We start from the raw sequence: 16,858 nt of genomic DNA on the forward strand, positions 1-16,858 counted from the left end.
CGCGTCGGCCGGCAAATGTATTCGGCGTGCCCAGAGGAATAACAATGCGAATGGTTGATCCGATTGCCGTTGTCGGTATGTCGTGCCGTCTTCCGAAGGCGTCCGATCCGGACGAGTTCTGGGACCTCCTGGTGGGTCGGCGGGATGCGATCGGCGAGGTCGGTGACGAACGCCGGGCCGGCGTGGGTGCCCGGTGGGCCGGACTGCTCGACGACGTGGCGGGGTTCGACGCCGCGTTCTTCGGCATTTCGCCCCGGGAGGCCGTGGCGATGGATCCCCAGCAGCGCGTGGTGCTGGAACTGAGCTGGGAGGCCCTGGAGAACGCCGGCATCGTCCCGGCGGACCTGCGCGGCGAGCGGGTCGCCGTGGTGCTGGGCGCGATGTGGGACGACTACGCGGCACTGGCGGGGCGGGACGGGGACTTCACCCGGCACAGCCTGACCGGGACACACCGCGGCATGATCGCCAACCGCGTCTCCTACCACCTGGGTCTGCGCGGCCCGAGCATGACCGTCGACACCGGGCAGTCCTCGTCCCTGGTCGCCGTCCACACCGCCTGCGAGGCGCTGTGGAGCGGGGAGACACCGATCGCGCTGGCCGGCGGGGTGAGCCTCGCGCTCGCCCCGGAGTCGGCGGAGCGGGCACGGGCCTTCGGCGCGCTCTCGGCCGAGGGCCGCTGCTTCGTCTTCGACGCGCGCGCCGACGGCTACGTCCGCGGTGAGGGTGGCGGGCTCGTCGTGCTGAAGCGCCTCGAGGACGCGCTCGCGGCAGGGGACCGCGTCCAGGCCGTCATCCGGGGTGCGGCGGTCAACAACGACGGGGGCGGCGCCGGGTTGACCGTGCCGCACCAGGCCGCGCAGGAAGAGGTGCTGCGGACGGCCTACCGGCGGGCCGGGGTGTCCCCGGCCGACGTGCGGTACGTGGAGCTGCACGGCACCGGGACCAGGGCGGGCGATCCCGTCGAAGCGGGTGCGCTGGGCGCCGTCCTGGGCGCTGCCCGCCCCGCGGACCGGCCACTGCTCGTGGGGTCGGTGAAGACGAACATCGGTCACCTCGAAGGCGCGGCGGGGATCGCCGGCCTGCTCAAGGTCGTCCTCGCCCTCGGCCGCGGCACGGTGCCGGCGAGCCTCAACTTCGCCACGCCCCACCCGGACATCCCGCTGGACGCGGTGAACCTGCGGGTCTGCCGGGAGCCGGAACCGTGGCCGGGACCGGGACGGCTGGCCGGGGTCAGCTCGTTCGGCATGGGCGGCACGAACTGCCACGTCGTCCTGTCGGACTGGCCGGCCACGAACCCGGTCCACGCCGATCCCGGCGACACCGGTGGAGCGGGCGGGGTCGTGCCGTGGGTGGTGTCGGGTGTGGACGAGGACGCGGTGCGCGCGCAGGCGCTGCGCCTCGCGGAGCACGTCGAGAGCCGGCCCGATCTGTCCCTCCGGGACGTCGGCCGTTCCCTGATCACCACCAGGACGCTGTTCCGCCACCGGTCCGCGGTGGTCGGCGGTGACCGCCGCGCGCTGCTGGACGGTCTGCGCGGGCTCGGCACCGCGCACGTCCCGGGGGACGGCCGCTGCGCGGTCCTGTTCACCGGCCAGGGCGCGCAGCGCGCGGACATGGGCCGGCGCCTGTACGAGACGACACCCGCGTTCGCCGCGGCCTTCGACGAGATCTGGTCCCACCTGTCCGATGTGGACGGTGACGTCGACGACACGGGGTTCGCCCAGCCGGCGTTGTTCGCGCTCGAGGTGGCGTTGTACCGGTTGTACGAGGGATGGGGCCTGCGCCCCGACTTCCTGATGGGGCATTCGCTCGGCGAGATCTCCGCCGCGCACGTCGCCGGGGTGCTGTCCCTGGCGGACGCGTGCACCCTGGTGCGGGCGCGCGGGAGGGTGATGCAGGCCCTGCCTCCCGGTGGCGCCATGGTCGCCGTGCAGGCCGCGGAGCACGAGGTCGAGCTGCCGGAGGGGGTGAGCCTGGCCGCGGTGAACGGCCCGCGGTCCGTGGTCCTCTCCGGCGACGAACAGCCGGTGCTGCGCCTCGCCGCGCAGTGGGCGGCCCGCGGCCGGCGGACCAACCGGCTCACCGTCAGCCACGCGTTCCACTCGGCCAGGGTGGACGGGATGCTGGACGAGTTTCGCGCGGTGGCCGCCGGGCTGCGGCACCGGCGGGCCACGATCCCGGTCGTGTCCAACCTGACCGGGGAGGTCCTGGAGGTCTTCTCGGCGGAGCACTGGGTCCGGCACGCCAGGGAAGCGGTGCGCTTCGCCGACGGGATGGTCCGGCTCGAAGCCGAGGGCGTCACGACCTACCTGGAGATGGGCCCGGACGGCGTGCTGTCGGCGCTGGGCAGGGACTGCCTCGCCGATCCCGGTGCCGCCGCGCTGCTGCCCACCCTGCGGGCGGACCGGCCGGAGGACGAGACGGTCGTGGCCGCGCTGGCGACCGCCCACTGCCGTGGCGTCCCGGTCGAGTTGTCCGCGTTGTTCGCCGGCGCGCGCGACGTCCCGCTGCCCACCTACGCGTTCCACCGCGAGCGGTACTGGATCGACAGCGAGATCCCTCCGGTGGCGGCACCCGCCACCCCGGTCGTCGTCGTCCGCGACGAACACGCCTTGCTGTCGGCGGTGCGGGCTCAAGCGGCAGCGACGCTCGGACACGGGGATCCGGCGGCCGTTGCCCCGGACGTGCCGTTCCGGGAGTTGGGCCTGGACTCGCTGACCGCGGTGGAGATGTGCGAGCGGATCGCGGCGGAAACCGGGGTCGCGGTGACGTCGACGACGCTGTTCGACCACCCGACGCCGCGGGCGCTGGCCCGCGAGCTGGCCGCCGGGCGCGGCGCCGGCGACGAGACCGGCGACGTGCCGATCGGGCAGGACGACGCGGACCCGGTGGTGATCGTCGGCATGGGCTGCCGGTTCCCGGGCGGTTCCGGTGTCGCGGGGCTGTGGGACCTGCTGCTCCGGGAGGACTGCGCCGTGGCCGGGGTGCCCGCCGACCGGGGCTGGGGTCCGGTCGCGGTGCCGCTGGGGGGTTTCCTGCCGGACGCGGGTGGGTTCGACGCCGGGTTCTTCGGCATCTCGCCGCGCGAGGCGCTGGCGATGGACCCCCAGCAGCGGCTGGTGCTGGAGGTGGTGTGGGAGGCGTTCGAGAGCGCGGGGATCGATCCGACGGGCCTGCGCGGCTCCGCCACCGGCGTCTACCTGGGTGTCTCGGCGTCCGGTTACGGCGCGGGTGCCGGTCACGGGGAGGCCGCGGGGTACCTGCTGACCGGCCGGGCGGCGAGCGTGGTCTCCGGCCGGGTCGCCTACGTCCTGGGGTTCGAGGGCCCCGCGATCTCGGTGGACACGGCGTGCTCGTCGTCCCTCGTCGCCCTGCACTCGGCGGTCCGGGCGCTGCGGGCCGGTGAGTGCTCGCTGGCCGTGGCCGGCGGGGTCACGGTCATGGCCGACGAGGAGATCTTCACCGAGTTCGACCGGCAGGGTGGTCTGGCGGCAGACGGCCGGTGCAAGGCGTTCGGTGCGGACGCCGACGGTGTCGGCTGGTCCGAGGGCGTCGGTGTGGTGCTGGTGGAGCGCTTGTCGGACGCGGTGCGGCGCGGGCACGAGGTGCTGGCGGTGGTGGCGGGTTCGGCGGTGAACCAGGACGGCGCGTCGAACGGGTTGACGGCGCCCAGCGGTCTGGCGCAGCGGCGGGTGATCCGCCGGGCGTTGGCGGACGCGGGGTTGCAACCGTCCGATGTGGACGTCGTGGAGGCGCATGGCACGGGCACGAGGCTGGGTGATCCGATCGAGGCCGAGGCGATCCTGGCGACGTACGGGCAGGGCCGGTCGCGTCCGTTGTGGCTGGGGTCGGTGAAGTCGAACCTGGGGCACACGCAGGCGGCCGCGGGGGTGGCCGGTGTGATCAAGATGGTGCTGGCGTTGCGGCACGGTGTGGTGCCGCGGACGTTGCACGCCGACGTGCCGTCACCGCTGGTGGACTGGTCGTCGGGTGCCGTGGAGCTGCTGACGGGGCAGCGGTCGTGGCCGGACGCGGGCCGGCCGCGCCGTGCCGCGGTGTCGTCGTTCGGGATCAGCGGCACCAACGCCCACCTCGTCCTGGAGCAGGCGCCCCCGGCCGAGGCCGTCGAAGGCCGTCCGCCGGGTGGCGAGCTGATCCCGTGGGTGCTGTCCGGTGTGGACGCGGACGGCCTGCGTGCCCAGGCGGCGCGGCTGAGGTCGTTCGTCGGTGAGGAGCAGGCGGCAGTGGACGTCGGCCACTCGCTCGCCACCAGGGCCGCGCTGGGAACGCGGGCCGTCGTGCTGGGCCGCAGCACGGCGGAGCTGCTCGCCGGTCTCGCGGACGTGCCGGCCACGCGGGCCCGGTCCGGCGTGGTGTTCGTCTTCCCCGGCCAGGGCTCGCAGTGGGTCGGCATGGGTGCCGAGCTGCTCGGCTCCTCACCCGCCTTCGCCGACGCGATGGCCCGGTGCGACGAGGCGCTGCGGGAGTTCGTGGACTGGTCCGTGCTGGACGTTCTCCGGGAGGGGCGCGACCTGGACCGGGTCGACGTCGTGCAGCCGGCGCTGTGGGCGGTGATGGTCTCGCTGGCCGAGGTGTGGCGGGCGGCGGGCGTCCACCCGGACGCCGTGGTGGGACACTCGCAGGGTGAGGTCGCCGCGGCCTGCGTCGCGGGCGGCCTGTCGCTGACCGACGGCGCCCGCGTGGTGGTCCGCCGGAGCCGGATCCTGGGCGAGGTGCTGGCCGGTCACGGTGGCATGGTCTCGGTCGCGCTGCCGGTGGAGCAGGTGCGCGAGCAGGTCGCCGCCTGGCACGGGCGGGTCGCGGTGGCGGCCGTGAACGGGCCCGCCTCGGTGGTCGTGTCCGGTGCTGACGAGGCCTTGGACGACCTGGTGGCGGGGTGGACGGCCGCGGGCGTGCGGACGAGCCGGGTCCCGGTGGACTACGCGTCGCACTCGCCGCAGGTGGAGACCGTGCGCGACCGCCTGGTGGCGGACCTGGCCGGGTTGCGCCCGCGCTCCGGCGCGGTGCCGTTCCTCTCGACCGTGACCGCGGACTGGGCCGACACCGCGGACCTGGACGCGCGGTACTGGGCGGACAACCTCCGGTCCCAGGTCCGGTTCGCCGAGGCCGTCGAGGCGCTGGGCGCGCGGGACCACGGCGTCTTCATCGAGATCAGCCCGCACCCGGTCCTGGTCGCGGGCATGCGGGACACCCTGGACGACGCGGCGCACGTGCTGGAGACCCTCCGCCGCGACGACGGCGGCCAGGACCGGCTGACCACCGCGTTCGCCCAGGCCTGGTCCTGCGGCGCGCCGGTCGGCTGGGCCGGGCTGCTGCGGAGCTACCACCCCCGGAGGGTCGAGCTACCGCCGTACGCCTTCCGGCACCGGCACTACTGGCTCGGCAAGCCCGTCGACGTGGACCCCTGGCGGTACCGGATCACCTGGACTCCGCCGGTCACCGAAGCCGTTCCGCTGGCGGGGACCTGGCTCGTGCTCGGCGACGACCCCCGGATCGGCGCGGCGCTGGCCCGGCACGGCGCCGAGGTGGTGACGACCGCGGCCGGGCCGGTCACGGGCGTGGTCGCGGCGGTGCGGACGGTGGACGAACTGCTGGAACTGGTGCGGTCGCCGATCGCCGACGCCCCGCTGTGGTGCGTCACGCGCGGCGCCGAGACCGATCCGGAAGCGGCGCGGCTGTGGGGGTTCGGCCGGGTCGCGGCGATGGAGCACCCCGAGCGCTGGGGCGGCCTGGTCGACCTGCCCGCCGAGTGGGACGACGACGTCCCCCGCAGGCTGGCCGCGGCACTCGCCGGCGCCGAGGACCAGGTGGCGGTGCGCGCGACCGGCGTGCACGGGCGGCGCCTCGAACGGGCTCCCCGCCGGGCCGCGGGCACCGCGTGGCGGATGCGGGGCACGGCGGTGGTGACCGGCGGCACGGGCGCCCTCGGTGCGCGCGTGGCCCGCTGGCTCGTGGACCACGGCGCCGAGCACCTGGTGCTGGTCAGCCGCCGGGGGCCGGACGCGCCGAACGCGGCCGAACTCGAAGCGCTCGGCGCGGACGTGCGGCTGGTGGCCTGCGACGTGGCGGACCGGGAGGCCCTGGCAGATGTGCTCGCGCAGGCGCCGGGCCCGGTCACGGCCGTCTTCCACGCCGCGGGCGTGCTGGACGACGGCCTGATCGAGTCGCTGACGCCGGAACGCCTCGACCGCGTGGTGCGGTGCAAGGCCACCGCCGCCCGGTACCTGCACGAGCTGACCGCGGACCTCCCGCTGACGGCGTTCGTGCTGTTCTCGTCCGTGGTGGGCGTGGTCGGCAGCCCCGGCCAGGCGAACTACGCGGCGGCGAACGCCTCTCTCGACGCGCTGGCGCGGCACCGGCGCGCGAACGGCCTGCCCGCCACCTCGATCGCCTGGGGCCCGTGGGCGGGTGGCGGGCTGGCCGCCACCGACGACGACCACCTGCCGCGCCGGGGGCTGCGCAGGATGGACCCGGACCGGGCCATGGTCGCGTTGCGCGAGGCCCTGGAGGACGACGAGACCTGCCTGACCGTGGCGGACGTCGACTGGGACCTGTTCGCCCCGGCCATGACGTCGGCGCGGCCGTCCCCGCTGATCGCGGACGTGCCGGAGGCGCGGCGCGCGGTGACCGGCAGGCCGGCCGCGGCGAGCACCCCCGCCGAGGCCCTGGCACTGGTCACCCACCACACCGCCGCGGTGCTGGGGCACGCCGACGCCTCGGCGGTGGACGGCGGCACGGCGTTCCGGGACCAGGGGTTCGACTCGCTCACGGCGATGGACCTGCGGAACCGCCTTGCCCGGGCGACCGGTCTGAAGCTGCCCTCGACGGTGGTCTTCGACCACCCGACCCCGCGTGACCTCGCCGCCCACCTGCTGGGCGACAAGGCACCCGACGAGGAGGTCCCGGTCGCCGCCCCGGCCGGCGAGGACGACCCGGTCGTCCTGGTGGGTCTGGGGTGCCGGTTCCCCGGCGGGGTGCACGGCGCCGACGCCCTGTGGGACCTGGTCGCCCGCGGCGGCGAGGTGGTGTCCCGGGTCCCGGACGGCCGGGACTGGCCGTCCGTGCCGGTCGGTCTGGGCGGGTTCCTCGACGACGTGGCCGGGTTCGACGCCGGGTTCTTCGGGGTGTCGCCCCGCGAGGCCGCCGCGATGGACCCGCAGCAGCGCCTGGTGCTGGAGGTGGTCTGGGAGGCGTTCGAGGACGCCGGCATCGACCCGACCGGGTTGCGCGGTTCGGACACCGGGGTCTTCGTCGGCGTCACGCAGTCCGGTTACGGCGCCGGGAACACGGACGACGCGGCCGCCGGGTACCTGTTGACGGGCCGAGCGGGCAGCGTGGTGTCCGGGCGGGTGTCCTACGTGCTCGGGTTCGAGGGACCGGCGTTGTCCGTGGACACGGCGTGCTCGTCCGGTCTGGTCGCGCTGCACACCGCGGTGCGCGCCGTGCGGTCGGGGGAGTGTGCGCTGGCGGTGGCGGCCGGCGTGACGATCATGGTGTCGCCCGAGGTGTACCTGGAGTTCGGCAAGCAGGGAGGCCTGGCGGCGGACGGCCGGTGCAAGGCGTTCGGTGCGGACGCCGACGGTGTCGGCTGGTCCGAGGGTGTGGCGGTGGTGCTGGTCGAGAGGTTGTCCGATGCCCGGCGGCTCGGTCATGACGTCTTGGCGGTCGTGCGTGGTTCGGCGGTCAACCAGGACGGTGCGTCGAACGGCCTGACCGCGCCGAATGGTCCGGCGCAGCAGCGGGTGATCAGGCGGGCGTTGGCCGACGCCGGTCTCCGTCCGTCCGATGTGGACCTGGTGGAGGCGCACGGCACCGGTACCCGGCTCGGCGATCCGATCGAGGCCAAGGCGATCCTCGCGACGTACGGGCAGGACCGGCCGCGTCCGTTGTGGCTGGGGTCGGTGAAGTCGAACCTGGGGCACACGCAGGCGGCCGCCGGCCTCGCCGGGGTCATCAAGGTGGTGCAGGCCCTGCGGCACGGCGTGCTGCCGGCGACCCTGCACGCCGGCCAGCCCTCCCCGTTCGTCGACTGGGCGGCCGGGAACGTGCGGCTGGCCACCGCCTCGCAACCGCTGCCGGACCCCGGCCGGCCGCTCCGGGCCGGCGTGTCGGCGTTCGGGATCAGCGGGACCAACGCGCATGTGGTCGTGGAGCAGGCGCCCGTGGATCAGGCATCCGCAGCGCAGCGGACCGGCGGAGACGCGCCCGTGCTCGTGCCGTGGCCGGTCTCGGGCGCCGACGAGGCGGGCGTGGTCGCGCACGCGGCCAACCTCCTGACCTGGGTGGACGCGGACCCGGTGGACGTGGGCCACACCCTCGGCGCGCACCGGGCCGCCCTGCGGCACCGGGCCGTCGTGCTCGGCGAGGACCGGGAGCAGCTCACCGCCGGGCTCGCGGCACTGGCCTCGTCGGCGCCGTCGCCGCACGTGGTCAGGCCGGTCACGGCCGGTGGCGGGGTGGTCTTCCTCTTCCCCGGCCAGGGCGCCCAGCGGCCGGGCGCGGGACGGCGGCTGTACGAGCGGTTCCCGGTGTTCGCCTCCGCGTTCGACGAGGTCTGCACGCACCTGGGTGATCAGGTGCGGGAGGCGTTGTTCGACCCGGAGGGCTCGCTGCTCGACCACACCGACCACGCGCAGAGCGCGCTGTTCGCGTTCGAGGTCGCGGCGTTCCGGCTGCTGGAGCACTGGGGTCTGCGACCGGACCACCTGGTCGGCCACTCGGTCGGGGAGATCGCCGCCGCGCACGTCGCGGGAGTCCTGTCGTTGCCCGGCGCCGCGCGGCTGGTCGCTGCCCGCGGGCGCCTGATGCGGTCGTTGCCCGGCGGCGGCGCGATGCTCGCCGTGCAGGCTGCCGAGGACGAGGTCGCGGCCTGCGCGCCAGCCGTCGCGCTGGCGGCGGTGAACGGCCCGCGGTCGGTGGTGCTGTCCGGCGCCGAGGACGCGATCGCGGAAGCCGAGGCGATGTGGCGGGACCGGGGCCGCCGGACGCGCCGCCTGGCGGTGTCGCACGCCTTCCACTCGTCCCTGGTGGAGCCGGTGCTGGCGGAGTTGGCCGAGGTGGCCGCCCAGGTGGAGCACCACCCGCCGCGGATCCCGGTGGTGTCCGCGGTGACCGGCGAGCCGAGCACGCCCATCACGCCGGAGTACTGGGTTCGCCAGGCGCGCAGGACCGTGCGGTTCGCGGACGCCGTCCGGTGGTGCCGCGACCACGGTGCGACCACGTTCGTGGAGCTGGGGTTCGGCACGCTGACGCGGGCGGTGGGGGAGGCCGACCCGGAGGGCGTCGCGCTGATCCCCCTGCTGCGGCGCGACCGGGACGAGGCCGCCACCGCCGTCCGGGCGTTGGCCGAAGCGCACGTGGAGGGCGCCCCCGTGCGGTGGCGCGAGGTGTTCGAGGCGTGGGGTGGACAGCGGGTGCCGTTGCCCAGCTACGCCTTCCAGCGCGAGCGCCACTGGCTCGACCCGGTCTCCCGGCTGCCGGACCCCTGGCAGTACGAGGTGGTCTGGCAGGAGGTCGACCGGCCGGCCACGTCCGTGCGGGGCACCTGGGTGCTCGCCGTGCCGCCGGGCGTGCCCGGTGACGAGGCGGCGCAGGCACTGCGCGAGCACGGCGCGACCGTGCGGCGGCTGGAGGTCCCGGACGACGTGACCAGGGAGTCCCTGGCCGCCCGGATCGGCCGGCCCGACGGCGTGCTGTCGCTGCTCGGGCTCGACGAACGACCGCACGACGCCGCCCTGGGCCGAGGGGTCCGCGGCTCGGTGCTGCTGGTCCAGGCGATGGCCGACATCGGCGGTTCCGGCCGGCTCTGGTGCGTGACGTCGGGCGCGGTGTCGGTGGCCGGCGAGCCGGTGACGAACCCCCTCCAGGCGCAGCTGTGGGGACTGGGGAGGGTCGTCGCGCTGGAGCACCCCGACCTGTGGGGCGGCCTGGTGGACGTGGCGGGCCCGCTGCTGTTGCCCGACGGCGAGGACCAGGTGGCGATCCGGTCGAACGGCGTGTTCGCGCGCAGGCTGCGCCGTGCCCCGGCCGCGGCACCGACCCCGTGGAGGCCGTCGGGGGACGGCGCGGTGCTGATCACCGGGGGCACCGGGGCGCTGGGCCGCCGGGTGGCCCGCGAGCTGGCCGCGCAGGGGGCAGGTCACCTGGTGCTGGCCGGCCGGCGCGGCCTGGGGGCGCCCGGCGCCGACGAGGTCGTGGCGGAACTCGAAGCGCTCGGCGCGCGCGTGGACGTCGTGGCCTGCGACGTCTCGGACCGGGACGCGCTCCGGCGGCTGCTGGACGCGGCGCGGGTGACGGGCGTGTTCCACGCGGCGGGCGTGGAGGAGTTCACGCCGTTGCGGGACACCGGCGTCGAGGACTTCGCGGACGTGCTCCGGGCCAAGGTCGCCGGCGCCCGGAACCTCGACGAGCTCCTGGGCGCCGACGCGGAGGTGTTCGTGCTGTTCTCCTCCGTCGCGGGCGTCTGGGGCAGCGCGAACCAGGCGGCGTACGCGGCGGCGAACGCGTACCTCGACGCCCTGGCGCTGCACCGGAGGGACCGGGGCCTGGCCGCGACCTCGGTGGCGTGGGGACCGTGGGCCGGGTCGGGCATGGCGGTGCGGGGTGGCACCGAGGAGTACCTGAGCCGCCGGGGCCTGACCGCGATGTCGGCCGCGTCCGCGCTCGGCGCCCTGTGGCGCGCGGTGGGCGGGCGGCGCGCGTGCCTCGCGGTCGCCGACGTGGACTGGGAGCGCTTCGGCGCGACGTTCACCTCCGCCCGGCCCAGCCCGCTGATCAGCGAGCTGTACCGGCCGCCCGCCGAGGCACCGGCCGCGCCGTCGTCGTGGGCTCGGCGGACGGCCGGTCTGGCCGCGGCCGACCGCGATCGCGAGGTGCTGGCGCTGGTCCGCGCGGAGGTCGCCGCCGTGCTCGGCCACGCGGGCGCCGACGCCGTGCCGGCCGGTCGGCCGCTGGAGGAACTGGGGTTCGACTCGCTGACCGCGGTGGAGCTGGCCACGCGGATCTCGGCCGCCACCGGCCTGCGGCAACCCGCCACGCTCGTCTTCGACCACCCCACGCCCGCCGAGGTCGCCCGGCACCTGGTCCGCCAGGTCACCGGGGAGCAGACCGGGAACGTCCCCGCGGACGAGGTGACGGGCACCCGCGACGCGGCGGACCCGGTGGTCGTCGTCGGCATGGGGTGCCGGTTTCCCGGAGGGGTGACCGGCCCCGACGCCCTGTGGGACCTGCTGGCCGACGGTGGCGAGGTGGTGTCCGGGGTGCCGCACGACCGGGGCTGGGGTCCGGTTCCGGTGGGGCTGGGCGGTTTCCTCGACGACGCCGGCGGGTTCGACGCGGGGTTCTTCGGCGTGTCACCGCGGGAGGCGCTGGGGATGGATCCGCAGCAGCGGTTGGTGCTGGAGGTGGTGTGGGAGGCGTTCGAGAGCGCGGGAATCGACCCGACCGGTCTGCGCGGTTCGGACACCGGCGTCTTCGTCGGCGTCTCGCCCTCCGGGTACGGCGCGGGCAGCGTCGAGGAAGGCGTCGGCGGATACCTGCTGACGGGCCGGGCGGGCAGCGTGGTGTCCGGTCGGGTGTCCTACGTGCTCGGGTTCGAAGGACCGGCCGTGTCGGTGGACACCGCGTGCTCGTCGTCGCTCGTCGCCCTGCACTCCGCGGTGCGCGCCGTGCGGTCGGGGGAGTGTGCGCTCGCGGTGGCGGGCGGGGTGGCGGTGATGGTGACGCCCGAGGTGTTCACCGAGTTCGATCGGCAGGGTGGTCTGGCGGTCGACGGCCGGTGCAAGGCGTTCGGTGCGGACGCCGATGGTGTCGGCTGGTCCGAGGGCGTGGCGGTGGTGTTGGTCGAGAGGTTGTCCGATGCGCGGCGGCTCGGCCACGAGGTGCTGGCGGTGGTGCGTGGTTCGGCGGTCAACCAGGACGGTGCGTCGAACGGTTTGACCGCGCCGAATGGTCCGGCGCAGCAGCGGGTGATTCGTCGGGCGTTGGCGGATGCCGGTCTGCGTCCGTCCGATGTGGACTTGGTGGAGGCGCACGGTACGGGTACGAGGTTGGGTGATCCGATCGAGGCCGAGGCGATCCTGGCGACGTACGGGCAGGACCGGTCACGGCCGTTGTGGCTGGGGTCGGTGAAGTCGAACCTGGGGCACACGCAGGCGGCAGCCGGCCTCGCCGGGGTCGTCAAGATGGTGCTGGCGTTGCGGCACGGTGTGTTGCCGCGGACCTTGCACGCCGATGCGCCGTCGCCGTTCGTGGACTGGTCATCGGGTTCGGTGGAGTTGCTGACGGAGCAGCGGTCGTGGCCGGATGCGGGCCGGCCGCGTCGTGGCGCGGTGTCGGCGTTCGGGATCAGCGGGACCAACGCGCACGTGATCGTCGAGCAGGCTTCCGCCGTGGAGGCACCGGAGAGTCGTGAACACGGGGACGACCTCGTCGCGTGGGTGCTGTCCGGCGTCGGGGAACGGGGCGTGCGCGGTCAGGCGGAACGGCTCCACGCCTTCGTCGCCGAGAACCCCGGTGTGCCGGTCGTGGACGTCGCGCGCGCTCTCGCCGGCCGGGCGTCCCTGCGGGAGCGGGCGGTCGTGCTCGGGCGGGACACCGGCGAACTGCTCGCCGGCCTGGCCGACGTCCGGCCCTCGGTCTCCGGCTCCGGCGTCGTCTTCGTCTTCCCGGGGCAGGGCTCGCAGTGGATCGGCATGGGCGCCGACCTGCTGGAGTCGTCCGCGGTGTTCGCCGCCGCGCTGCAGCGGTGCGACGAGGCGTTGCGGGAGTTCGTGGACTGGTCCGTGGCCGACGTCCTGCGCCGGCGCGCCGGGCTCGACGAGGTGGACGTGGTCCAGCCCGCTCTCTGGGCGGTCATGGTCTCGCTGGCCGAGGTCTGGGGCGCCGCCGGGGTGCGGCCGGACGCCGTGGTCGGCCACTCGCAGGGGGAGATCGCGGCGGCGTGCGTGGCCGGAGGGCTGTCATTGGCGGACGGCGCCAGGGTCGTGGCGCTGCGCAGTCGCATGATCAAGGACGCGCTGGCCGGTGCCGGCGCGATGGCGTCGGTCGCCCTGCCCGAGGCCGACGTCGCGCGCGCTCTCGCCGGGACGGACGTCTCCGTCGCCGCGGTGAACGGACCGGCGTCCGTCGTGGTGTCGGGCGGACACCTGTCCGTGGAGGCCCTGGTCGTGGCCTGGGAGTCGGCGGGGGTGCGCGTGACGCGGCTCCCGGTGGACTACGCGTCCCACTCGTCCCATGTGGACGGTCTGCGGGACCGGCTGCTCACCGAACTGGCGGGTGTGGCGCCGCGGCCGGGGCGAGTGCCGTTCTACTCGACGACCACAGGGCAGTGGCGGGACACGGGAGGACTGGACGCGGCCTACTGGTTCGAGAACCTGCGTCGCCCGGTGCGGTTCCTCGACGCGGTGCGGACGTTGCGGCAGCAGGACCTCGCGGTGTTCATCGAGATCAGTCCGCACCCGGTGCTCGTGCCCGGCATGCTGGACGAACTCGGCGACGGCGCGCTGGGCACACTGCGCCGCGACGACGGCGGAGCCGACCGGCTGACCGGTGCGTTCGCGGAGGCGTGGGCGAAGGGCGCGCCCGTCGACTGGGTGAGGCTGCTCGAACCGCACCGCCCGGCCAGGACCACCCTGCCCACGTACGCCTTCCAGCACCAGCACTTCTGGCTGGACCCGGTCACCCCCGCATCGCGGCCCGCCGGACACCCCTTCATCGGGACCGTGGTGCCGGTGCCGGGCACGGAACGCGTCGAGCTGACCGGCCGGGTCTCGCTCGTCACACACCCCTGGCTGGCCGACCACACCGTCGGCGGGGTGGTGCTGGTGCCGGGCACCGCGTTCGTGGACATCGCGCTGCACGCCGGGGACCACACCGGCTGCGGCCGGATCGAGGAACTCGTGCTCACCGCGCCGTTGCGGCTGGAGGGGGAGGTGGTGCTGCACGCCTCGGTCGACGAACCCGACCCGTCCGGCAGGCGCGGGGTGCGCGTCTACTCCCGTCCCGAGCACGACACGACGTGGACGGCCCACGCCGAGGGCACCCTCGTGGCCGAGCCGGGCGAGGAGCCCGCCTGGCTCGTCGAGTGGCCGCCCGACGCGGAGCCCGTCGCCGACGTGGAGGAGCGTCTGGCCGGACTCGGCTACGGGTACGGGCCGGCGTTCCGCGGCGTCACGGCGGCCTGGCGCCGCGGTGACGAGGTGTTCGCCGAGGTCGAACTGGCCGGCCACCTCCGCCCCGCCGGCCACGGCCTGCACCCGGCCCTGTTCGACGTCGCCCTGCACGCCGCCGCCTGCGGGCACGACCGGGTGGCGCTGCCGTTCGCGTGGACCGGCGTGTCGCTGTTCGCGACGGGCACGACCCGCGCGCGGGTGCACATCGCGCCGTCGGGCCCGGATTCGGTGTCGGTCCGCATCGCGGACGCCTCGGGCGCTCCGGTCGCGGTCGTGGACTCCCTGCTCGTCCGGCCGTCGCACGGTTTCCACGCCGAGTCACTGCACCGGCTCGAATGGGTCCGCGCGGGCGCCACCCCGGCGCGGGCGTTGCGGTACGGCGTGCTCGAACCGGAGGACGGCGGTCTGGCGGAGGCGTTGGGCAAGGCCGGCGCTGACGCCGTGTGGTGCAGCGAGCCGGGCGAGGTCCCGGCGGGCACCGACGTCGTGCTCGTCCCCGAGTTCGGTCCGGGAACCGGGGACCCGGAGGCCGTGCGCGCCGCGACGCACCGGGTGCTGGCGCTCGCCCAGGAGTGGGTCGACCGGGAGGAACGGCTCGTGGTCGTGACCCGGGGCGCGGTCGCCGTGGACCCGGAGGACGACGTCCCGGACCTCGCCGCCGCCGCCGTGTGGGGCCTGGTGCGGTCGGCGCAGTCGGAGAACCCGGACCGGTTCGGGCTGGTCGACGCCGACCACCTGGGCCCAGCGGTGCTCGACGCGCTCGCCGGGGGGTTGCCGCAGGTCGCGGTGCGCTCGGAGCAGTGCTTCGTGCCCCGGATGACCAGGGCGCCCCTCGACACGTCCACCACCTCGTGGCGCGGCAGCGTGCTGGTCGTGGGCGGCACGGGCACGCTCGGCAGGCTCATCGCCCGGCACCTCGTGGTCGAGCACGGGGTGCGGGACCTGGTGCTCGCCGGCCGGCGGGAGCACGCCGACCTGGCGGACCTGGCGGGACTGGGCGCCCGCGTGCGGGTGGAGCGCTGCGACGCGTCCGATCCGGAGGACCTGCGCCGGCTGCTCGGCACCGTGCCGTCGCTGCGGGGTGTGGTGCACGCGGCCGGCGTGCTCGACGACGGCGTGCTGGGTTCGCTGACCCCCGACCGGGTCGACGCGGTGCTGCGGCCGAAGGTCGACGCGGCCTGGCACCTGCACCGGCTCACCCGGCACCTCCCGCTGGACCACTTCGTGCTGCTGTCGTCGGCCGCCGGGGTGCTGGGCAGCGCCGGACAGGGCAGTTACGCCGCGGCGAACGCGTTCCTCGACGGTCTCGCACACCACCGCCGGGCCGGAGGACTGCCCGCGGTGTCCCTCGCCTACGGGTTGTGGGCGGAGGGCAGCGGCATGACCGGTCACCTGACCGGGGCCGACGTGGACCGGATGGCGCGCAACGGGATCCGCCCGCTGTCCACCGCGGAGGGGCTCGCGCTCTTCGACGCCGCGCTGGCCCGGCCCGAGCCGGTGCTCCTGCCGATCGGCCGCACCACCCGGTCCGCTGCCGCTGCCGTCACCGCTGCCGTGAAACGGCGCACCGCCAACGGAAGCGGAACCGACCGGGCGGAGGACATGATCGACGTGGTCCGGAAGCACGTCGCCGCCGTGCTCGGCCACTCGTCCCCGGACGAGGTGGACGTCACCGCCAAGTTCCTGGAGACCGGGTTCGACTCGCTGACCGCCGTCGAACTGCGCAACCGGCTGGCCTCGGCCACCGGGCGCCGGCTCTCGGCGGCACTGGTCTTCGACCACGCCACCCCCGCTGCCCTGGCCCGCCACCTGGCCGGGACGAGCTCGGCACCCGCCGAACCGGAACGCCCCGTCGAGGGCGTCGCCGAGCTGTTCCGCCGGGCGTGCGCGGAGGGACGGGCGGAGGAGGCCGTCGCGCTCGTCGTGGCCGCCTCCAGGCTGCGCCCCACGTTCGTGGAGGCGACCGCCCCGGCGGAGGTGACGCGCCTGGCCACCGGCCCGGAGCCGGGCTACGTCTGCCTACCGCCCATCGCGCCTTACTCCGGACCGCACCTGTACGCGCGCTTCGCGTCCGCGGTCGCGGGGCGTCGCCGCACGTCGGCGATCTCGCTGCCCGGCTACCGCACCGGCGAACTGCTCCCCGACACCGTTCCCGCCGCCGTGGAGGCCATCGCCGCCGCCGTCCTCGGCGAGCCCGGCGGCCGGATCCTCGTCGGGCACTCGTCGGGTGGCTGGTTCGCCCACGCCGTGGCGCACCACCTCGCGTCCGCCGGGGCCACCCCGGCAGCCGTGGTCCTGCTGGACACCTACTGGCCGCGCAGCGAGGCCGTCGACACCCTCACCCGTCCGCTCGTCGAAGGGATGTTCGCCCGCGAGCAGGAGTTCGGTCAGGTCGACGAGGTCCGGCTGACCGCCATGGGCGGCTACCTGCGCGCGTTCGCCGGCTGGACCCCGTCTCCTCCGTCGACGCCCACCCTGTTCGTCCGTGCCGCCACGTCCCTGGTGGACGGCGGGCACGCCCCGGCGTCGTGGCGGCACGCCACCGAGACCGTGGAGGTGCCCGGCGACCACTTCACCATGCTGGAGAAGGAGGTCGGCGCCACGGTGGACGCGGTGGAGGCGTGGCTGCGCCTGACGGGTGCGTGACGTGGCCTGCCGCGGGCGCG

The 16,858-nt window shown here is 75.4% G+C and carries 1 protein-coding gene; it reads left to right on the forward strand.

Annotated features, from left to right (window positions below):
* Window positions 1-77 precede the first annotated feature (77 nt).
* Complete coding sequence (locus tag QSK25_RS17305) at window positions 78-16,838, forward strand: SDR family NAD(P)-dependent oxidoreductase (RefSeq protein ID WP_502881865.1); 16,761 nt, start codon at window positions 78-80, stop codon at window positions 16,836-16,838.
* Window positions 16,839-16,858 lie beyond the last annotated feature (20 nt).

The organism is Lentzea sp. NBRC 102530, from assembly GCF_030269365.1.
In the GTDB taxonomy this organism is placed as follows: domain Bacteria; phylum Actinomycetota; class Actinomycetes; order Mycobacteriales; family Pseudonocardiaceae; genus Lentzea.

Excerpts from the sequence above, each read along its gene's own strand:
- QSK25_RS17305 (WP_502881865.1), top strand. The coding sequence starts at position 78 with ATGTCGTGCCGTCTTCCGAAGGCGTCCGATCCGGACGAGTTCTGGGAC.